The following is a 22035-nucleotide window of genomic DNA, read 5'->3' on the forward strand; positions in this document are numbered from 1 at the left end:
CCGTCAGATTAATAGATTACCCAATAGTGGTGCCAAAACATGGCACTTCTATAGAAAGGATGATCGCTGGGTGGTCGCTGTTCAATTCACGCCCGCCGCGGTGGAGAAAGTTAGTAGAGAAATTAAGTATGGTGCCCTGGGTATCGATCTAAATCCTAGTTCTATCGGTTGGGCTTATGTTGATGGTCAAGGAAATTTAAAAGCTCAGGGAACTATTCCTTTTCAGTCAGGTTTACCCACAGGTAAACAAGATGCTCAAATTGTAGATGTTTGTTTAAAGTTGGCAGCTTTAGCCAGGAGCTTTTCTTGCCCTATTCTGTGCGAAAGCTTAGATTTTTCGACAAAAAAAGCTCAACTACGAGAGCGTGGAAAAAAATATGCTCGAATGCTTTCTGCCTGGGCATACAGTCGTTTTTATCAAATTTTGTCATCGATTTTATCCAACCGAGGAATAGCTATAAAGTTATGCAATCCAGCTTACACGAGTTTGATTGGATTGGTTAAATATAGTCGGATGTATGGACTATCATCTGATGTGGCGGCTGCCCTAGCAATTGCCAGAAGAGGCATGAATTTGAGTGAGAGATTGCCGCGCTCTGTGTCCGCCTATCTCGGAGTGAATCCGAGAAAGCACGTATGGAGCGCTCTATATCAATTTAATAATTTTATTGGTCGATGCCCTGTAGTCAATCGTAGACACGATTACTATAGTGTCTCTAACTGGGAGCCATTGGTTAAGGTTGATATCGAGCGACAATGCCGGGTATCAGCCAAGCGTAAGCGTTAACGGTTATCGACCAAAAGTTACACCGTGGACTTATACCAAGGCAGAATTACTGATGGGTAGGTTTGTCTAGGTTTTTAGAAGCGGTTTTCTGCATCGACATACAGCATAGCGGTTTCCATACCTTCTACTTTCAACTGCTGCATCACAGCTTGTAACATACTGCGTGCTACACCTTGCTGGCGATAACCGCGTCGCGTACCCACCGGATTAATCCAGCTTTGATTCCCGTCTTTGGGGATGTAACAGTCGCAAAATCCCGCCCAAGTACCATCAGGCGCGATCGCAACCACAGACAAGTCGGGTCGAAATTCGGGATTTTTCAGCTTATGGTTAAAGGCTTCAACGGTATCTGGGTGATAATTCCAGTGATCGATAAACGTATCGTTGAACAGTTCCACCCAAGCTTGAGCATCCGGTTCACCTTGAATCGGGCGCAAGGTAAAACCATCGGGTAACTGGGGTTCTGGAATCGGTTCAGACAGCGAACGCACCATGGTGAGAAAATAGCGCTCAATCCGGAAACCACAGTTTTCCAGAAGAGTCATGCGTTTCGCTTGTTCAGCGCCAGCACCAGCCAGCAGTTTTACCGCCAGATGACGTTCTTGACAAACTTCCTGCATTCGTGATTCTGCCCAAGCGATAATGTTCCTGTATAGAGAATCAACCCGTTGCTTGGGATGGACACGAAACCAGAGAAAACCATCAACCGTTTCCCCAACTGTGGGAATCATTAATCCCGCTAATGCGATTAATTGACCCTCTGCATTTTCCCACAAGCGAATATCCCGTTGCTGATCCACGGAGGGTGCATCAAATTGCATTAATATATCAGACACTGAGGGGTACTCGTTAGGCAAATCAACCGCTTCACAGGTTTTCAGGAAACGTGCGATCGCATCTAAGTCAGCTTTACCCCTGTGGGAGCGCATGGTTAGAGTTGTCATAGAATTAAACAGATGAGTGAGTTGCGGCAATTTGTGCAACTCGATCAGTGATTTACTACAGGTATACTACAAGTTTAAGTAGAAATAGGACTTCATCCTGTCGATTCACCCAACCGGGTGAAGTCATTGTCCATTTGAAGCGGTGTTTGTCCCCCAATAAATGGACTACTGAAACTTTTACGTTAAGGATTCATTAACTTTTGAGGATGTACAATAGTGATGTTATGCTTACTATTCTAAATGTAAAATAAGCTGTACTAATTGTCAGATTATAGAACGTGAAACAGGGTATAGTAAGACGCTGGAGATATATTACACCGTAGCTAAACAGTTTAAAGGTTGAGTTTATATCTAAAAATATAGGTAAATTTCAATCGATAGACTTATTGATTTTTATGATTTGTCGTATTTCTTATAAAGATATTATACATAAATCGAACACATTAGTTAAAAAATGCAGTTATTCTTTAAAAAATCGATAGTCGCTTCCGATAATGTATAAAAAACATTTAAAGAGCAAACAAGGTTTATTCGGGGTTTACAAAAAAGCCTTGACAGGGTATCTTTGTACTAAGCCGTATAAGTAATCAAGAAATAGCCACAGTGACCCTAATATCCCAAGCAGAGACTTCACCAAAAGAAGTTGCCCCTATTTTTGCCCGCCATGAAACCTTTCACCCAAGGTTTAGTTGGCTCAAAAAAGGATTTGATGCTGCTCGTCAAGACTCCAGCGTATTTCTAAAAGACGATGCCCCCGTTATTTTAGGGGTGGGGAAAAATATGGTACGTTCTATTCGCTACTGGTGTCAAGTGTTTAAGGTTCTAGAAGAAGACAAGCCGACTGATTTTGGGCAGAAAGTTCTCGATGATAGGGGTTATGATCCATTCCTCGAAGATCCAGCTTCGTTATGGTTACTTCATTGGTATCTGCTGAAACCGCCTTGTGAAGCCGCTGCTTGGTACTACGCTTTTAATGTATTCCGTCACGTTGAATTTACATCTGAAGATTTGCTCAGAGGACTCAAAAACTATAGAACTGAATTAGGAACTCGTACCGCTGAATCGTCTCTCAAGAAAGATGTCACCTGTATTCTCCGCATGTATAGTCAGCCAGAAGGGAAAACGAAATTAATAGAAGACTCAATTGATTGCCCTTTTGCCGAACTTGGAATTATCCGGATGACAGTAGACGCTAAATACTATACCTTCCGCATTGGCCAAAAAGTGAATCTTCCGGCTGAGATGATTGTTACGGCTTGTTTAGATTATGCCCAAACTCGTGGCAGTTCAAAAACCATTTCAGTTTCCAGTCTGACTTACGATACGGGGAGTCCTGGGGTCGTCTTTAAACTCCCCGAAAGTGCAATTGCCGAAGCGATTGAAAAGACATCTCGTAACACGAAAGGAATTGCCCTTTCCGATACCGCTGGATTAGTCCAATTTTCGTTTACTCAAGACGCTAATCTACTTATAGAAGAGATATTAAATCAGTATTACCGAACGAGAGGTCATCAATGAATCGTAAAACGCTTGAACAATATTTTAGTCTCAACCGTCGTTACTCTCGTTCAGTGAACGTAGAGCGAGATTTAACTCGACTAGAGGCTTTAAAGGGTTATGTTTTAACGGAACGGGCAGTCGATGCTTTGCGACGGATTTTAAAAGGCTTAACCACGGCTGAAGCCAATCATGCTTGGACATTAACCAGTGTTTATGGCACCGGAAAGTCGGCGTTTACCCATTATCTTACCTCCGTCTGCGCTCCTGCTCAGAGCCAAATGCGTTCCTCTGCTTTAGAAATTGCTCGGCATACCTTAGGTGCAGAAAGTAGTGACTATCAAGCGTTAACTAAACTTCCGGAAAAGGGTTTGTTTCGAGCTGTAGCAACAGCGGCAAGAGAACCGATGAGTCATACAATTGTGCGGGGATTGCTGCGAGGAGCAGAGACGTTTTGGAGTTCTCCTGCTAAGCGGAATAAAATCCCTGTTGTGGCTAGGTTGGTGGACTTAGATACAGAAATTGAATCGGGAGAAAGTATTGACAACCGAGAAATACCGAAGTTAGTCCAAGACGTTGCTAAGGCAGCGAATACAGGAGTCTTTCTAGTTATTGACGAATTAGGTAAAAATCTGGAATATGCCGCTTATAATCAAGGGACAGAAGACCTCTATGTCTTACAACAATTAGCAGAACTTCCTGGAGATAGCAAAACGCCGATTTATATATTAGGCATTCTCCATCAAGCCTTTGCCGAGTACGGACAACGATTGGCTACCGTCCAGCGGAATGAATGGGCGAAGATTCAGGGGCGATTTGAGGATATTCCGTTTACTGAATCTGCCGGACAAATGATGCGGTTAATCGAGAAAGTGATTAACCTTGAATCTCCTGATCAAATTGCTTGTCAAGTTCATAGTTATGGCAACGAGTGGTCAGAGGGATTAGCAACAGTTTTGACAGGAGAAGAATTGCCGACGGATATCTTTAAGGGCGTTTATCCGCTACATCCTCTATCCGCCTTGGTGTTGCCGACAATCTGCCATCGTTATGCCCAAAATGATCGTTCCTTATTTACGTTTCTCACCAGTGCTGAACCATACAGTTTGAGAAACTTCCTCCAAACAGTCAGTATTGACTGGGAGAGTTTAAGTTTACCGACTCTAAAATTAGATTGGATTTACGACTATTTCATTGAAGCAGCGGGGATGGGACTGGCATCTCGTCCAAATCTCCAACGATGGGTTGAGATTCAAGATTTGATTGCTGATGCGAGGTATTTAGAACCGAATTTTATCAAGGTGCTGAAAGCGATTGGTATTTTGAATTTGGTGACGACAACGGGGGCGACTCGGGCGACAAAGCGGTTAGTAACGTTGGCAATGTGTGACTTTCCCAATAACCAGGATCAACTTGCCTATTGGGAAACTATTATTGAGGATCTTTTGCGAAGGGGAGTAATTACCCATCGTCGCACCATGGATGAACTGCGAATTTGGCAGGGATCTGATTTTAATGTTGATCAAGCCCTGTCGGAGTATCTGGAAAAAAACCGTTCTTCCTTGGTCAATTTGCTATCATCCCTACGTTCATTGCCACCAATCGTGGTACAACGGCACAGTTATAAAACAGGGACATTACGCTATTTTGAACGGCATTATTTAGATACCACATCGGATTTAACTCAACTTCGGTGCGACAGTGCTGATGCGGATGGTTATGTGGGATATTGGGTGGATGATGTAGAGACGCGCCATGGCGCGTCTCTACTTGCTCAGGTTCCCGCTGTGACTGACGATGGCAAACCTTTGGTTTTACTGGGTGCAGCCAAACTAGATGTTCTTCGCTTACGTAGCCGGGAATATGCGGCTCTGAAAGCGATTCAAGATACAGCATCAGAATTACAATCGGATGGGGTAGCCCGCAAAGAAGTGCGCTTTCGGGTGGTTCAAGCCGAACAGCTTTTGGATGAAACCCTGGCGCAAGCGTTTGAGATGACTGGGAATGACCAGCAATGTTGGGTACAGGGGGAAGCAGAACGGATTGGTCACATTACGGATTTTAATGCCAAGCTGTCCGACCTGTGCGATCGCGTCTATGATCAAAGTCCGATTCTCTGGAATGAATTGATTAACCGTCGGGATCTCACCTCCCAAGGCGCAAAAGCCAGACGGGAACTGATTACAGCAATGGTTGAACGGGGGAGTCAGGAAAGGTTAGGACTAGAAGGCTATGGTCCGGAAGTGAGTATGTACTATTCCCTGTTAGGGGAAACTGGTATTCACCGCCAGGAGGAGGGAGAGTGGGACCCTTCACTTCGTTCGAGGGCATGCTTTTACCCACCCTCGGAAGGGTCTAACGTGGGTTCCTTTTGGCAAGCGATTGAGGACTTTTGTTTATCCGCTAAGGAGAAACCCAAAAGCCTTGACCAAATTTATCAGCGTTTAGCGGCTGCACCCTACGGTATCAAACCTGGGGCAATTCCGGTGATGTTAGCGGCGGTTCTGCTACACCATGTTGATGATCTGGGGGTTTATCGAGATGGGACGTATATTCCGATTTTGGGTGCAGAACATTTTGAGTTATTGGTCAAAGATCCCTCGCGGTACGCGGTGAAGTATTTTGAAGTGGTGGGGTTGCGATCGCAAGTCTTTAAGGAACTCGAAGCGATTTTACGCCAATCAAAGCTTAAGAAAGGGAAAATCCGGAATGCTACGCTGTTAACGGTTGTGACTCCTTTATATCAATTTGTTAATCGGCTTCCGGCTTATACGAAGCAAACCAAGCGAGTTAGTCAGGAAGCGCAGAGGGTTTTGACCGCACTCAAGGAGACAACTGAACCGGATGAGTTGTTATTTACCCAGTTACCCAGATCCTTCAATTTACCGCCGATTGAGACGGAAGCTGGGGATGATGGGACAATTGCCAAAAGCCTACGTTCGCAACTGGTGCAGGTACTACGGGAGATTAATACAGCTTACGAAGGCTTGTTGAGTGAATGTCAACGCTTGCTGCACAATGCGTTTGGGGTCAGTAGTCGGGAACAAAAACTGCGGGAAGAATTGCGGGTGCGATCGCGTCCTTTGGTCGGAAAATGTGTCGAACGAACCTTGCGAAGTTTTACCCAAGCGGCGGTGGATGAGGAGAAGACAGACAGGGAGTGGTTAGCAGCTTTGGTGATGATTGTCGCCGATAAACCTGCGGAGTCATGGACGGATGAAAATGTCACGGGGTTTGAAATTAAACTGTCGGATTTAGCGCGGCGGTTTAAGAATCTGGAAGCGTTAGATCATGAAACTCGCGACCAAGGGGAAGGGTTTGATGCGCGTCGCATTACGGTAACCCAACCGGATGGAAAGGAAACTCACCGTTTGGTGTGGGTTGAGCATGATCAATCCCAGAAGCTGGATCAGTTGGTTGAGAAAGTGTTGCAGGAGGAGATTTTGCGAGATAATCCTCAACTCCGGGAAGCGTTTGTGGCAAAGTTGACCGAAAGGGTATTGGGGTCAAGTTCTGCTGAGAATGTGACTCCGATGCGGGGGACAGCACAGAAACGAGGAGGGAAGGAAGAAGCGGGTTGATCGGCTTGTTTCTAACACCCGAAAATCTGTACAGGACATCGACAGGCTTAGTTAGTGACAATGGGATAACAAAAGTCGGCGATCGCGATGGCAAGAGTTTTTTGAATATTCTTTTTCTAGCGATCGCTGACTGCTATGCTCTATGCTATATGAGTCAGTTCACAGTTATATTGGGTTAAGGCAAACACTAGAGAACCAGCATGGTACAGAAGAAAGTCCGGCACATTCTAGGGTTGTCAGGAGGAAAGGATAGCACCGCTTTGGCAGTGTTGCTGCACAAGGAAATCCCTGATATGGAGTATTTCTTCTGTGACACTCATAAGGAACTGCCAGAAACTTACGCCTACCTGGATCGAATCAAGGCACGTCTTGGCATTCATATCCACTACCTGAGTGCCAAACGAGGCTTTGATCATTGGCTACAGATGCACGATGGCTTATTACCTTCCCCCCAAATGCGGTGGTGTACTGTCAAAATGAAGATTAAGCCTCTAGAAGATTTTGTCGGAGAGGATGAAGCAATCAGTTACATTGGTATCCGTGCTGATGAGAATCGGGAAGGGTATATCTCTACGAAGCCTAATATTAAGCCTGTCTTTCCTTTTAAAGAGCGAGGAATGGTGAAAGCAGATATTATCCAACTTTTAGAAGACAGTGGCATTGGACTCCCCGATTACTATCGCTGGCGCAGTCGTTCAGGTTGTTTCTTCTGCTTCTTTCAGCGCAAGTACGAGTGGGTGATGTTAAATCAGAAATACCCAGAGTTATTTGAAAAAGCGGTTGAGTATGAAGAGAAGCACAAAGATGGGAGAACCTACACATGGACAGATGGTGAAACGCTGCGAGAACTCATAGCACGTAAAGATGAAATTATCGCCAACCACGAAAAGGCAATGGCGAGAGCAAAGGCAAAGGAGGAGAAAGAACCGAGTAATCAATCTTTGGCTCAGGCTTTGGAATCAGTCTTGGACGAGGAAGATGATACTCTGCCTTGTTTAGTTTGTAATTTATAATTTTTAGACTTAGTTAGTTTCAATGGATATTTCAAGAGTTTTTCAAACTTCAAGTGACAGTATTTCTTATTTTTTCACCCAAGGAGGAACCGGATATTATATTCCTTTATATCAAAGAGAATATAGTTGGGATGATGAAAATATAGAACAGTTAATGGATGATATATTTTCAGGAGTTTCTGAGCTTTTAAATTCCCAAGATACTATCCATTTTATGGGAACAATTATCATTGTGATGGAGCAGGATATTCCTAATAATATAAAACCTCAAGATCCAAAAGCTATTCCTTCTCTTATTTATAATGTTATTGATGGACAACAGAGAATCTCAACAATCGCTTTACTAGCTTGTTGCTTATACCAAAAAATCTATGAATTAAAAGAAAAACTCCCTCAGGAGTATCAAACTCATGAACTAGATGGGTTAAGAGAAGCCGTTGACACTTATTTGACAAATCTTCAGGAACTTTTTTCATTTGATCTTATGCGAGGTAGTCCAAAAAGAAAACCTATTATCATTAGAGGTTCATTAGATGGTTGGACACTCAATGGCAAAGAAAATGAGCATTATAAATCAGATGTATCTCATTATTTAGCTTATTTCATTAAAGCAATTGATAGTATTAATTACCAACAGAGTTGTGATTTTCCCAAACCTAATAAAAGATCTTTAGTAGAAAAAAACATAAAAACCATTCAAGAATTTTTAAAAAAAGCAACGAATTCACATAAAAATGAATATGCCGATGAAAATGAATATGCTGATTATCCACCAGCTTGGGATATTGTTGAAAAAATAGACCAGTCCGAATTATGGAGCTATGCAAGACAAGAGTTAGTTGAGATAGTAGATAATTGTAAGAATGTAGAAGCTGAACTGGATAGAACACAGAAATTAATCTGTTCTCTGGTTCAATTATTTGCTTTTTCTAATTATTTACTAAACCGTTGCTGTTTCACAGTAATTAAGCCTGTATCACAGGTTAGAGCATTTGATATGTTCCAATCTCTGAATGCTACTGGAACTCCTTTAACAGCCATTGAAACTTTCAAGCCTTTAGTAGTTAATGTAGTGGATTCAGAGAGTGAAGGATTTAAAAATTCAACTTTTGAAAAGTATTTTACAGCAATTGAAAATTTAATGAAAAACTTACAAAGTGCTTCTCAAAAAAACAAAAGAACCAATGAATACCTTACGATATTTTCTCTAACGTATGAAGGAAAAAGCGTATCCAAGCAATTTAGTAATCAACGCAAATGGTTGATGGAAAAATTTCAAAAATTTTGTTCTGAAACAGAAAAGAAAACTCCTTCCTTAGAAGAAAAAGAAAATTTTATTCATCAGATGGGTGATATAGCAACATATTGTAAGAACATTATATATTATCAGTCTAATTTAAAAAAGTGCCTGCCTGAAATTCATGGAATCGATGAATCCCAGAAAAAATTAGGAGCTTTCTGTTTGTTATACCTTCGAGATGCAAACCATAAAATGGCACATACAATTTTGAGCCGTTTTTATTCTATTGCTATTCGTAAGCAAGCTAACTTAGAAGAAAATGAAGAAGGAAATCAATTTAATAATCAAAATGACTTTTTCACCGCCTGCAAGGTAATTGCTGCGTTTTTTACACTTTGGCGATCAGCTTTACCCAATACAGGTCTTGATAATGTATACAGAAAGCTTCTTCAAGAAAAGATGTCATGGAAAAAAGGCAATTCTCAGGTTACAGTAGAAGCTTTGAAACAATATTTGAATAGTAGTCTTACAGAAAAAGGCATTCGAGAAAAAGGTGATTGGAAAAATAAAGCGATTAATTATTTAAGATATGATAACGTGCAGAAAGTTTGCAGATTCGCTCTTTTCATTACAGCCCATGAAACTATCATAGACTCAAGCCATCCTGGTCTGATGAAAATTGGGACTCCTGGTTCATCTACTTCTTATTTAGAATCAACACAATGGTTATCTGAGGATTTTAAAACTATTGAACATATAGCACCTCAAAAACCAAGACTTTCACATGATTCTGAGTGGGATTCAAATTTATATGAAAATGAAGATTATGAGCAAATTGGAAATTTGACTCTTCTTCCAACTGATATTAATGCTTCTGCAAGCAATAAGAATTGGATTGAGAAGTGGATTTACTACCAACATTTAGCAGAAACCGATCCTCAAAAATTAAATAATTTAAGGAATGATGCAAAAAATTATGGTGTTGAATTGAAAGATGAAACTATACAAATTTTACAAAACACATCGCATAAACATCATATATTACCGATTGTTCAATTAGGAGCAGATGGACAGTGGAATAAAAATCTTGTTGAAGAAAGAACCAAGCGAATATGTGACATTCTCTGGGAACGAATGGATAATTGGTTAACTTAATACATACAATATTTAGATAAAAAACAGTAGATGATACTTTACTTTGTTTGTTTAGTGTGCAACTAAAAAAAGCTTAAATAAATAAAAAATATGTCAAAACTACAACTTGGTTTCCACGGTACATTTGCACTTAAGAAGGAAGACCTTCAGAAAATTATCAAGGCTGCAAGTGAAAAGCAGGGACTGGATGATTCGCTTGAAAATTTGATGACTAGAACCGGGTTGGGCAACAGAAAAATCGGTCCGATGAAAAGTTGGGCAATCCGGACTGGCTTTTTACAAAATTATCATTTAAATCCAGAAGGAAAAATTATCTTAACTCACGATCCTTATTTCAAATCAATTATTACTGACTGGTACATACATTTTTTCCTAAGTTTTGGGGATCATGGACTAGCTACACCTCCTGATGATCCTGCTGAATGGGGAGGATGGACATGGTTTGTCTATAGCTTTCTGCCAGAATATTTTACCTTTAGTCCTGAGAACCTGATTTATGAAGCCAGTCAGGTATTTGAAGAGGAATCTAACAACAGATTAGAAAAAAACTTTCGCTATGTCCTCCGTGCCTACACCGAATCAAACGCACTAGAGTCTTGTCAATTTGTTCAAAATCTGGATAACAAAAAATATGTGACTGGAGAAGCTAGATTTCCTAACCCCTATATGGTGTGTTATATCCTCGCGAAACTCTGGGAACGGGATTTTGGGGATACAACTTCAGTTGTTACTGACGATATTCTGAACCACCCAATGGGACTTGCACCTATTCTAGGGATAGAACCTCAACTCCTTCAACAACAACTCGATAAGCTGGAAATTTTTGGACTCATTGAGCAACGACGGACAGTTCCCCCTTTCCAAACGGTACGCCGTTGGGACAACCCTATTTCTTTATTAGAACAAGCCTATGGTTTCACTGAATGATCTCCCGATTACTACTGCCAAACCCACAGACCGTCCCCATTTACTTGTCTGGGACAGTTGTGATGAAGATGGTTTAAATGACCTTCGCTTTCGCTACGGGACGTATCGGATCAACTATGCCAAAAATTTAGTTGAGCGTCATACTCAACAGTCTAACAGCACCTTTCTCCGCCTCGATAAACGCCTTGACCGCGAGATTCAAGTCCTGCGTGACCTATGCGGAACTGCTCCCCAAAACTATATCCAACTCGAAGGACTCGACCGACTGATTACCTACCTCGCCTGTACTGGTAACAGTAATCTAGAGCTATTTTGGCAGAAACTGATTGACTTGAGGCAGTTACCGAAGTTGCTTTGGATTATTCTCCCTAACGCTCTCGTCCATCCCAATTGGCCCCAAGAGCGACTCTATATCCTTAAAACCTTTTAATGACTCAACTTCCCTAGGTAAACACTATGAAAATTCATGACATTGTTGAAATTAACCAAAATGGATTAGTTGCCGATGCGGTCAACTTCAAGATGATGGCAGATGAGAGTAAAAATCTGCCTCTCTGTACAGGTTTTGTGTTTAATTACGATGTCAATCACCCTAAATTTTCAACGGTAGGAGTCTTAGATGCTCTCCGAGAGAGCTTTCATAGTGTTAATAATGCCAATATCCACCTGATGGTGCAGGATTTCGGGAAAGGCAAATCTCACTTTGCACTCACTGTCGCCAACTTCTTCAAACAGCCAGCAGAAAGTCCTGAAGTCGAAGGAATTCTTCACCAGATCCAATTTGCCACCTCAGAACAATCCCTTGCCATTTATGAACGCCTCAAAGCTTATAAAGAACGGACTAAACCCTACCTGGTTATTTGTATTAGTGGAGAAGTCCAAGTTGACCTTGGCAAAATGTTGATCCAAGCCCTCCGCCGTGCTTTAGAAGAGCATGGCATTGAAGACGCGATCGCGCAACACTTTATCCAAAAACCTCTAACCTACCTCCAAGACCTTTCAGCAGAAAAACGAACGGAAGCACAACAGTATCTCAAACAGATTGGTCAACCTCATGGTGATCTTGAAACGATGATCGACTTATTGGCTGAAGATAACTATGACATTATTCCGACAGTCGTTGAACTTTCTGAACACCTGGAAGGATTTGCCTTTAACTTTGAGTACAATCTCAACTTGGAAGAAATCTTAGAAGATGTAATCGAGAATCTTTGTACAGGAGAAACAGCCCAGTTTGAGGGAATACTTCTACTATTTGATGAACTTAACGCTTACTTAAGAACCTGGTTAAAAAATCCCCAAGCGGCAGGAAACTATGCCCTTCAGAACATTACCAATATTTGTGGGCGTCATCGGGGCAAAATTGCCCTACTCTGTTTAGCCCAAGTCAAGCCTTCCCTCGATACTCAAGTTCCCACATTAGACCGGAAAAACTATGAGCGCTTCACAAGTCGTATTGAACTTGCTCCTAGCACTTATGAACCCAAATCTAGCCTAGAGCTAGTCATTGACAATCTGCTGAGACAGTCCGAGGGTTTTCAATGGCAAGCCTTCCATGACCGCTGGGGTAATACTCTACTGGGGGAATCCCGAAGTGTTTACGAAAAATATATCACCGCCTATCAACCCAATGACTCGTCATTAGGAAAATTTCATCAGCATTTAGGATTGGGCTGCTATCCATTACATCCGCTCACCGCCTACCTACTCTGTAATTTAGAATTTACCCAAGGTAGAACCGCGATCCAATTTATCAAAGAAGACGTTGTTACATTTATTGACTCTACTCCGGTTGAAGTAGAGGGTAGGCTTAAGCTTGTGCGTCCAGTGCAACTCATGGATGCTTTTAAGAGTAACTTTGCTCAACAATCGTTCTACAACGACTATCAAAAAGCCTATAACGCGATCGCCGCTTCAGCAAACCCCGAAGAAATCACTGTTCTCAAAGCCATTGGTCTGTATTACCTCAGTGGTGATAAAATTACTAAACCCAGCCATGAACACCATGGAGATATTCTCGCAGTCATGACTGGCTTTTCCATCCATAAGACTAAATATATCCTCACCCAGCTCACTGATGAGTACCAGGTTATTTACTACAACTCCGGTAACAAAACCTATCGCTTTTACTCTGGGTTTAGTCTCAATGATCTACGCCGCAAATTAGAAGAAGAAATCGCTGGACGTACTCCCCAGCCCAACGATCTGATCAAAGAATGTCGCAAGAACTTATCCCACTATTTAGGTAGTGAGACAATCCGAGCAGATGAGTTTGTTAATACTCGCCGCCTCCACAGTGAAGAATGGCAGTTTGAGCAACAGATCTTTGCTATCGACCAATTTGAAAGGTTACTAACCACTGAGCGTTTCATCAACAGGCTTACTGAGCGAGGGCTAATTGCCTACTTTATTGGGGAATATGCATCAGACCTAGAAGAACTAGAAACAAAAGCGGAAGATGTTCTAGCCAGTGCCCCTCAATCTGTTCAAGAGCGAGTCATTGTGGCGATTCCTCAGAAAGGAACTGGAAACCTGTCTCGTGTTTTGCTCATGCGAGATACTCTTAACAAGAAAAACATACGCGAAAAACAAGAATTTGGGCCCGCCTTAGCCGAACTGGGAAAACAGTTCGATGAACAGCTTACCAACGGGCTGCAAGATATCTTTGAGAGCTGTGTCTATACTTGTCGTGTCATCCATAAAATTCCTCAAGCAAGGCGGAGGAATCTAGAAGTGATTGTCAGCAAGATGCTAGAAGAGCTTTATTTTTATGTACCGCCTGTTGATAATCAAGATAAGCTCCGTCTCAAAAGCACATCGGGATCTAAAATTATTAGCTTTGTCTCTCGTCAACTATTAGTAGGAGAGCTCAAAGAGCCTTTTCCTGACAAGTCTTACAAAAATTTAATTAAGCCAGTCTTTATTGATCGTTGGAGACTACTACAGTCAGGGACACCCTATACAGTCCAAGTTCCGAAAGACCCGGCAATTCTCCAAGCCTGGGACACCATTTCAGAAATGACCGACATCGGCGACCAAGAGAAACGTGTGACCCCCATTAAAGAGATTTGGGAAACTCTATCTGCTGCTCCCTTCGGTCACAATGAATTGACATTTGCCATTCTCTTTACAGCATGGCTGGCTTACCATCGTGCCGAGGTTGAACTTCATGGAGAATTTGGAATTCCTAAAAAGAAAAGTGAGAAAGTCACTCATAAGAGTGCTGCTATTCAGGAGTGGGCAGGAACCAACATTCTTGATAAAGTAAAAGATTTCGTGCATAACTGGATTGTGCCGATGGGAAGTACCAACCAAGTTATTCGGCATAAACCTATTGAAATCACTGTTCCTGAGGTTGTTAATTATGACGAGGCGCATGAGTTACTACAGAAAATCAAAACCTACCGCCAGATGAATCAGCTAGACCCGTCTAAAAGCTCTCTGTTAGAAGATTTAGACAAAAAAGCCCAACAACTTGAGCAAGGGATTCAGATAATCACAACATGGTATAACACTACTACTGAAGCTGAGGAGCTACTCAAGCAAGAACCAACCTTAGCTGAGTTAGCGAACTACTATACCCCCCTCGAAAAGAGTTTACCGATTACGATTAAAGAAGGGGTCACCACTGTCAGTCCTACAGAAGAGCAAAAGAATGCTCAGAGGCAAACTTGCCGAATTCTACAAGATAAAATTGAGACCAGAGTCAAGGACTTGCTCACCCAAAGTACAACCTTTAAAATTCCTGATCAAGGTACTACTCTCAAAGTCAACATAGAAGCTCAAATCAAATCTCTAGAAAGCATTGCCGAATTTCCCTCTCGCTTTGTCAATGACCTGAAAACAGCTTGTTATACTATTGAGGAGCGGATTCAACAGCTCAAGGAATCTGAGCAGACGCAAGAAGTCCTCACCCAAATCCAAGACTTATACCAAACGCTGGGGGCAAACGCTTCCCAAAACCAGTATCAAGGAATCCGAGAGCGCATCGAGGAATTAGCTCGCCAAAACCCTAGGGTGCAGCAACATCAAACCTATTGCACCATTCTTGACGAGATTAACACTCAGCACGATGAACTCATCTGCAAATTAAACCAGTGGGAAAGCCGATTTACCTGCCTAAGTTCCAAGGATGAAGCCTATCAACTGAGTCAAGATGTCAACCGAGAACTCACAAGGTTTGATCAACCAGACCATCAGCAACAGATCAACTCTCTCAATGAACGACTGAGAGTCAAAATCTTAGAACAGGAAGAAGATAGCAAGCAAGTAGAAGACCTTGAACGTCAGGCAGAAAAAGCCCAATCAATCGCCGAAATAGAGGACGTGATAGGCGCGATCACAGCCAGCCGGACACAGTTGCATGACCTAAATCCTTATCAAAACCGACTTCAGGCTTTAGCAGCCTCCCTCCAGCAGCGTCGTCAGCAATCCATTAACGCTGCCCAACAGTGGCTCTCAGACTTACAGAGTCAAAGTAAGCAGTTAGACGTTGTTGATGAACCCTCTCAAAAACTAGACATGGCTAACAATTTGCTGCACAATATCCAACAGACCCGTCATCGGCATGAAGAGTTCCTAGAAGAGAAGGATGTTTTAAAAGAATTGGAGCAGAAGTGCCGAGCTGTACAGAACCAAGATAGAGCTAGCCAAATTGAAACTCTGTTTAAAGAACTACCCAAAGAAGAGCAACTAGCACTTTATAAACGCTTGTCTGCTTATCTGCAAGCAACAACGGAGGTGTTCTGATAGTGGCAGACATGATTGAAAAACTGGGTGCAAAACAAGGACAATATACATCTTTTAATTTATTTGAGTTACCCTCTGACGCAGGGCAAACCCCTCCCAATCCTGAAAAACCCATCGTTCTTGATCCATCCAAGACCTATGCTATTCCACCGGGGTATCATCTAATCGCATCCGAACTCGATTGGATGCGCGACTTTGAGATCAATGGGTCTCCCTATTGGGTACAGGGAGAAAGCTTGTGTAACTGGACACAAACATGGCTGCGTTGCTGGAATCGTAGCCATTTAATTGATCAGATTAAACGCCCTCCCCAAGAAAAACTAACCCATCTCTTTCACCCGATCGCTATCCCTGCCGACTGGACAGAACAACGGTGCCTTGCGGTTGTCACTCACCTTGAGCGATATCGTACACAACCCATTGCTCACCTACTCGCTGACCTGACAGCGAGTGATCCGGAAATCTGGCTCAGTAGTCCTTCTATCGCAAATTTAGCCCAGTGGCTTCCCCTGGAAGTACCTGAAGAAGCCCAGGTTCTCGAACAGGTATGGCAGGCACATCGTCCCAGTTCAGAGTTAAATCCTTACTACCAAACAGACAACAAACGCCATCTCCTCAAGCAATGGCTGGGACTGACTAAAGACAAGTCAACAGATTTAGCTTCAGCATTAGGAACCTACCCTCTAGATGTACCGCCAACTCTCCAGACCGAATTCCAAAACTTTTGGGAGCAGAAGTTACATGCGACCCAAGGCAATATTCTCGATACCTTAGACTTGAACAGTCAGCCTTTTTCTAAACAAATTGCCACCCAAGCCTACGAGGTTTTTAAGCAGCATCCCACGTACAGAAATTCTGTGCGTGAAAAGCAGTTAAAAGGGTACATCAGCCATGAGCAATATCAAGATCTCACCCAGGAGCAACGTCCACCCGAACCAAAACCCCTGTCACTAGATGCTTCACCTGAAGAGGTTTTAGCTTGGGTTACCGAGGCTTATTTACCCCTACGCAAATGGGAAACAGTCATTGCCAATCTTCCCCAAGAAAAGCAAGCTTGTCATCGACTCGCTTCTAGTTTTGAAGACTGGATACTTCACCACTATCCAACTCTCACGGTTGATGCGGTATCAACCTCTTGGTTGAACTACAACGTTAGTCACAAGGTTGAAGAACTCTGTAAAGATAGCTCCGTTTTTTGGGTTGTAGTCGATGGTCTAGGTTGGCTCGACCATCAAACGTTACTCGACATGCTAACCAAAAACAGGAAACTCCAACTTAAACAAGGCTTACAACCCAGATTCAGTATTTTGCCCACGAAAACTGAGTATGCGAAATGGAGTCTGTATAGCCAGAAATGTCCCAGCCACGAAACTTGGAAAGCCGATGCAGGCAAGGGATTTCATTATAAAAATGGGAAACGCTATACCGATAATGATGTCACCAAAAAACGACTACAAAAAGCTCTAGAGAGAGGTAAATTTCGCCTTTACTGTTGGGATACAGACCGCTTTGATAAACTTTTCCATAATGAAACCGATTGGCAGGAACTCTATCGGATTAAACGGCGCAGAGAATTGCAGGCGATTGCTGAAGATATTTTGCGCTTTATCGCTCTACATCCTCAGCCAGATAAGTTACATATTCTTATTGCTAGCGATCATGGTCAGCTAATGGGAACTTCTCCAAAACTTGTTCCTAATACTCAAACTTTAGACGTTAAAGGACGCATGGCAATGGGGAAGGTTGAATACCCGCCATTTACAGTTTTAGATAAGACTCGATTTTCCCTACCCCACGATATCAGTGTCATCAGAGGTTGTGGTAGCTTTAGTTCCTTTAGCTATACAACCAAGCAGAGTGCAACTGGCTGCCACGGAGGACTCTATCCGGAAGAAGTTATCGTTGGCTTTTCAGTGCTGACGCAATCCGTAAAACGTGCTCCCATTATTATTAAATGTAGTGGTGAAGGTAGACCCGGAGAAAATAGTCCTCTTCGGGTTGATATTTATAATCCTAATGCCGTAGCGATTGAAGATCTGAGACTGAGAGTTAATCAGCTTGTCTCTCTGCAACAGGCTAAGGATTTAGCCGTTACGGTTCAACCCCATCAGCGTCAGTTAATTGAGATTTCTATCTCAACATGGCCCGAACTGCCTCCTACACATGAGGGCAAATATTTATCTCTAACCGGTAAACTGGAATTTCAGTACCAGAATGCTGAACGTGGTTGGGCTGATTTAGATCCAGAGTCTAGCATTGAAGTGCATCAAATCTTTAGCAGTGGAATGGAGAGTGGGCTTGATGACTTCCTATAATATAGATACCTACGATAGTGACCACATTCGTGCAGTTTTTGGCAACCTTAGCATTGATAAAACTCGCTTACCTTCTAGTGGACTTACAGGAGCGGGAGTTCCGAGCTTTGTGGCTGAGTGGCTGCTTGATAAACTGGTTCCGGGTAATGGCTCTCTGACCGCTACGGAAGCGGATAAGGTTAATGCTTTTGTGAGTAAAGCCTTTCCGCGAAAAGATGATGTTAATGTCATCAAGTTTAGGCTGACTCAGGGGGAAATTTATAAACTAATTGCCCTCCTCAAAGTCAGGGTCAAACTAGAAGAAGGTAAGGGTGAAATTCCTGAGCCTCAAGCACAAATACCGATACTCAGCCTTAACCAATGCACGATTTCGACAGATTTGATCGAGCGTCACGAAATGCTACTGCGCCAAGGAATCTGGGGTAAAATCTCTCTAGGTCTTCTGTCTGATGGTACGCCTGAAATTATTGACTTTGATCCCTTCCAATGTTCTAAAGTCGATCTGCAGGCTTATGCTAACTGTCGTGCCCAGTTTAGTACCGACCAGTGGCGAGACCTGATGTTTTGTTCAATGGGGTATAACCCACAACACCCCAACTATACCCATACAGCTAAAACGTGGATACTAGCTCGTCTGTTACCTTTAGTAGAGGCAAATTATCACCTTATGGAACTCGCCCCAAAAGGTACGGGCAAAAGCTATGTTTATGAAAACATTAGTGGTAAACTTTCAATGGTTAGTGGCGGTAAAATTAGCCGCGCTCAACTTTTCTTTAACGCTAGAACTCGTGAAGTTGGTCTGTTAGGTCGCCATGATGTGGTTGTCTTAGATGAAGTCCAAAGCCTGACCTTTGATAACCCTGATGAAGTCATTGGTCCTCTAAAAACTTATCTAGCTAGTAATCGTTATAACTGTGGGGGATATCAAGATATTTCTAGTGACTGTTCTTTAATGCTTCTAGCCAATATAGAGTTAGATAATTTTCTACAACCTAAAAATTCTAATAATCTTGTTGTTGACCTTCCCTATTTCTTCTCGGAAACAGCCTTGCTTGACCGCTTTGCTGGAATTATCCCAGGATGGAAGATTCCTAAATTCACCTATGATATGGCTGCTTCGGGTGCAGGTCTCAAAATGGACTTTTTTGGGGAAGCTCTCCTCAGTCTCCGACGGGATAACCGCTACTTTACCTACGCTCAGCAACACACTAAGTTTGATAAAAGTGCTACTGTCCGTGATCAAAATGCTATTCTAAAATCTGCATCGGGCTTCCTCAAAATTCTTTATCCTCACTTAAATTTAACGTTGATGGATTATGAGCGCGATTGCCTTAAACCTGCCTGTGAACTCCGTCAGGCTATCCGCGATGCTGAATACACGTTGGATGATGAGTTTCGTCAGTTGAGTCAGGAAATTTGTGTTGAAGCTTATTAAGCGATCGCTTGATTACTACCAGGATGCCAGAGTTGATGATAAAAGAGCAGACACTGATTTATTTGGATTATCACGCCACCACTCCAACTGATCCGAGAGTTGCTGAAAAAGTCTTAGCATCTATGACGTCTCAGTTTGGCAATGCCAGTAGCACTGATCACGTCTTCGGTGACAAAGCAGCCGCCGCCGTTTCCCAAGCTGCTCAACATCTAGCTCAATTAGTGGGCGCATCCCCGAAAGAAATTATCTTTACATCGGGAGCAACCGAAAGTATTAATCTTGCAATTCAAGGGACTATCGCCGCCAGTCATGACTCTTTACCTCGCATTGCTATCTCTCCTGTAGAACACCAAGCGGTTTTAGATACCTGTAAAGCATTAGAGAAAAGAAGACGGGCGGAAATTATTTACCTTCGCGTTGATTCCCAAGGCAGGTTAGATTTAAACCACCTCGAACAAACCTGTCGGGATGGGGTTTCCTTGCTTTGTGTTATGGCGGCTAATAACGAGATTGGGAACATCTATCCCATTGAAAAAATTGGTCGTATTGCCCAGAATCATAATATTCCTTTCTTATGCGACGGTTCCCAAGCCGTCGGTAAAATTCCGATTAACGTTGCTGAATGGGGAATCACTTATTTAGCGGTGTCAGGACATAAATTTTATGCTCCCCAAGGGGTTGGCGCTTTGGTGGTTAAACGAGGTTATACCCTAGAGCCAATCTTGTTTGGAGGAGGACATCAAAAAGGATTACGATCCGGTACGCTGAATCTGCCTGGAATTGTTGGTTTAGGGGAAGCTTGTCGATGGCGACAGTTGGAGATGGTACAAGATGAGAGTGCGATCGCCGCTAAACGCGATCGCCTGCAAGCTCAATTAGCAGAAAAAATTCCCGAACTTATCATTAATGGAGATATTAACTCCCGTCTGGCTGGAAACCTGCATATCTCCATTCCAGGTATCCCCAACAGCGCCATAATCGCCAGAGTGCGTGGAAAATTAGCCATTTCCAGGGGATCAGCTTGTTCATCAGGCGTAGAAGCCCCCTCCCATGTTCTGCGTGCGATGAATCTTCCTGAAGATGTTATTGAGGGAGCATTACGAATCGGAATCGGGAAATTTACGACAGAAGCTGAAATTGACCAAGCGGCGGATATTTTAGCGAGTACCGTTAAAGACATTTCTCGTTTACTCGCTGAGAACTAGCTGGTATCGCCTCATTCCTCATAAATGCTATCTCGACTCATCACTTCTATTGATAAACTTGGACTATTTTTAGGTAGTTGCGATACCCATTCCCGAAAATATCTCGCCCGTTCCGTTGGTGTTGCTTTTTGCCAGATAGGAGTTGATACGCTGACTCGCCCAAGCTGATAGTTAATGAAAGCAGCGACGACTTCTAGTTGCTCCTCGCTCAGCTTGTCTATTTCATTTTTCAGGGTTTCTCGCCGTGTAACCATTGCTTTATTGAGTTATTAGATAATTAACTGCTTCCACTATTTTCACCTGAGTTACCCGATTGATTTCCTTCGGAGGATTTGGGAGCGCTTGTGGCACTTGGAGTATTCGGAGATTGCCGACTTTGGGGAGGTTGAGGACGAAGCTTTGATGCTTCATTCACACTACCATTTCCTCGTTGATAAGCAGGATAGTTGTTTATCCGATTTGAATAGTCTTGATTCATGGTTATCTCTGGTTTATTCAAGCTATGTGTTGCGGAATCAATTCCGATTATCAGGGTAAACAGGACAGCAAAAATAAAACTGAAGGCAGACACTTTATCTAATATACCTAAGATTTTATCTTGCTCTTCAGATTGCTCAAGCAACTTAGTCATAGTCACTACATAAAAAAACTTTACCAATTATGGTAACGCAATTGGGCTGTGATCTACGGTATTGGGCAGCATCTTACTCGTAACGTAATGCAAGAAGCGGCTGAACTATGGGCTTTTGCCCGGAATAATTCCTATGTAGCCTACGATGCAGACTTAATCATAGCTGCTCAAGCCGTCATTATTAAGAGTATAGGAATAGACGTAATTAAGCTGTTCGGCATTTAAACCTTAATATCAATAATGGCAAAATCCTTGTAGTGCGTTTAGCGAAGCCATGCCGCAGGCTTTAGCGAAGCCATGCCGCAGGCTTTGCATCTTGCTCGCTACTAATACCCAATTTAAATGCATGACAGCTTATTGCCACAAGGGATACCTAAGACTTCAACCGATTACTCAAACAGCATCACATTGAAGCTAGACGCTGAAGCGATATTAAACCTTGGCTAAACAGTTGACAACTTAAAGTTCTACCTAAAGATAGAGGTGATTTTGATCCATTAGCCTTGTATTTGTAGGGACACCATCCTTGCACCCAAAAAACTGGCATGAAACTGTA

General features: G+C 42.6%; 13 protein-coding genes and 1 pseudogene. 11 read left to right on the forward strand and 3 right to left on the reverse strand.

Annotation, left to right across the window (positions count from 1 at the left end):
* Positions 1-787, forward strand: a pseudogene (locus MC7420_RS39425) (IS200/IS605 family element transposase accessory protein TnpB); the annotation flags it as partial.
* 74 nt (positions 788-861) lie between these two features.
* Here the strand turns inward: MC7420_RS39425 and MC7420_RS09335 are convergent.
* Positions 862-1731 carry a GNAT family N-acetyltransferase gene (locus tag MC7420_RS09335; RefSeq protein ID WP_157453105.1) on the reverse strand — a complete coding sequence of 290 codons (870 nt, stop codon included), beginning with the start codon at positions 1729-1731 and terminating at the stop codon, positions 862-864.
* A 603-nt stretch (positions 1732-2334) separates the two neighbouring features.
* Between MC7420_RS09335 and MC7420_RS09340 the strand changes: the two genes are divergently transcribed.
* The 10 genes from MC7420_RS09340 to MC7420_RS09385 all read left to right on the forward strand — a co-directional run bounded on the left by MC7420_RS09340 (position 2335) and on the right by MC7420_RS09385 (position 20848).
* Complete coding sequence (locus tag MC7420_RS09340; RefSeq protein ID WP_006100118.1) at positions 2335-3249, forward strand: DUF4007 family protein; 915 nt, start codon at positions 2335-2337, stop codon at positions 3247-3249.
* A complete protein-coding gene (locus MC7420_RS09345) occupies positions 3246-6809 on the forward strand; it encodes a hypothetical protein (protein WP_006100228.1) in 3564 nt (1187 codons plus the stop codon). The genes MC7420_RS09340 and MC7420_RS09345 overlap by 4 nt, the downstream gene beginning before the upstream one ends.
* Positions 6810-7009: 200 nt before the next feature.
* Complete coding sequence (locus MC7420_RS09350) at positions 7010-7822, forward strand: phosphoadenosine phosphosulfate reductase family protein (protein ID WP_006100127.1); 813 nt, start codon at positions 7010-7012, stop codon at positions 7820-7822.
* Positions 7823-7844: 22 nt separating this feature from the next.
* On the forward strand, positions 7845-10217 hold the full coding sequence (locus MC7420_RS09355) for a DUF262 domain-containing protein (RefSeq protein WP_006100269.1): 2373 nt from the start codon (positions 7845-7847) through the stop codon (positions 10215-10217).
* Between the two features lie 90 nt (positions 10218-10307).
* The gene (locus tag MC7420_RS09360; protein ID WP_044206149.1) at positions 10308-11144 is read left to right on the forward strand and encodes a DUF4007 family protein; all 837 of its coding nucleotides are present in this window, start codon (positions 10308-10310) and stop codon (positions 11142-11144) included.
* Positions 11128-11574, forward strand: a complete 447-nt coding sequence (locus MC7420_RS09365) for a hypothetical protein (protein ID WP_044206152.1) — start codon at positions 11128-11130, stop codon at positions 11572-11574. Before MC7420_RS09360 ends, MC7420_RS09365 begins: the two co-directional genes overlap by 17 nt.
* A gap of 26 nt (positions 11575-11600) precedes the next feature.
* Positions 11601-15893: a hypothetical protein gene (locus MC7420_RS09370; RefSeq protein WP_006100246.1), complete on the forward strand. Its 4293-nt coding sequence runs from the start codon at positions 11601-11603 to the stop codon at positions 15891-15893.
* A gap of 11 nt (positions 15894-15904) precedes the next feature.
* A complete protein-coding gene (locus MC7420_RS09375) occupies positions 15905-18208 on the forward strand; it encodes a PglZ domain-containing protein (RefSeq protein WP_006100361.1) in 2304 nt (767 codons plus the stop codon).
* Positions 18195-19643: a BREX system Lon protease-like protein BrxL gene (gene brxL / locus MC7420_RS09380; RefSeq protein ID WP_006100300.1), complete on the forward strand. Its 1449-nt coding sequence runs from the start codon at positions 18195-18197 to the stop codon at positions 19641-19643. The genes MC7420_RS09375 and brxL overlap by 14 nt, the downstream gene beginning before the upstream one ends.
* A 35-nt stretch (positions 19644-19678) precedes the next feature.
* Positions 19679-20848, forward strand: a complete 1170-nt coding sequence (locus MC7420_RS09385) for a cysteine desulfurase family protein (protein WP_198016414.1) — start codon at positions 19679-19681, stop codon at positions 20846-20848.
* Between the two features lie 11 nt (positions 20849-20859).
* On the opposite strand, the gene MC7420_RS09390 is transcribed toward MC7420_RS09385, so the two are convergent.
* Positions 20860-21102, reverse strand: coding sequence for a hypothetical protein (locus tag MC7420_RS09390; RefSeq protein WP_006100157.1), 243 nt, complete (start codon positions 21100-21102; stop codon positions 20860-20862).
* A 23-nt stretch (positions 21103-21125) separates the two neighbouring features.
* The gene (locus MC7420_RS09395; protein ID WP_044206159.1) at positions 21126-21479 is read right to left on the reverse strand and encodes a hypothetical protein; all 354 of its coding nucleotides are present in this window, start codon (positions 21477-21479) and stop codon (positions 21126-21128) included.
* Positions 21480-22035 lie beyond the last annotated feature (556 nt).

The sequence above is a fragment of the Coleofasciculus chthonoplastes PCC 7420 genome, from assembly GCF_000155555.1.
Lineage (GTDB): Bacteria > Cyanobacteriota > Cyanobacteriia > Cyanobacteriales > Coleofasciculaceae > Coleofasciculus > Coleofasciculus chthonoplastes_A.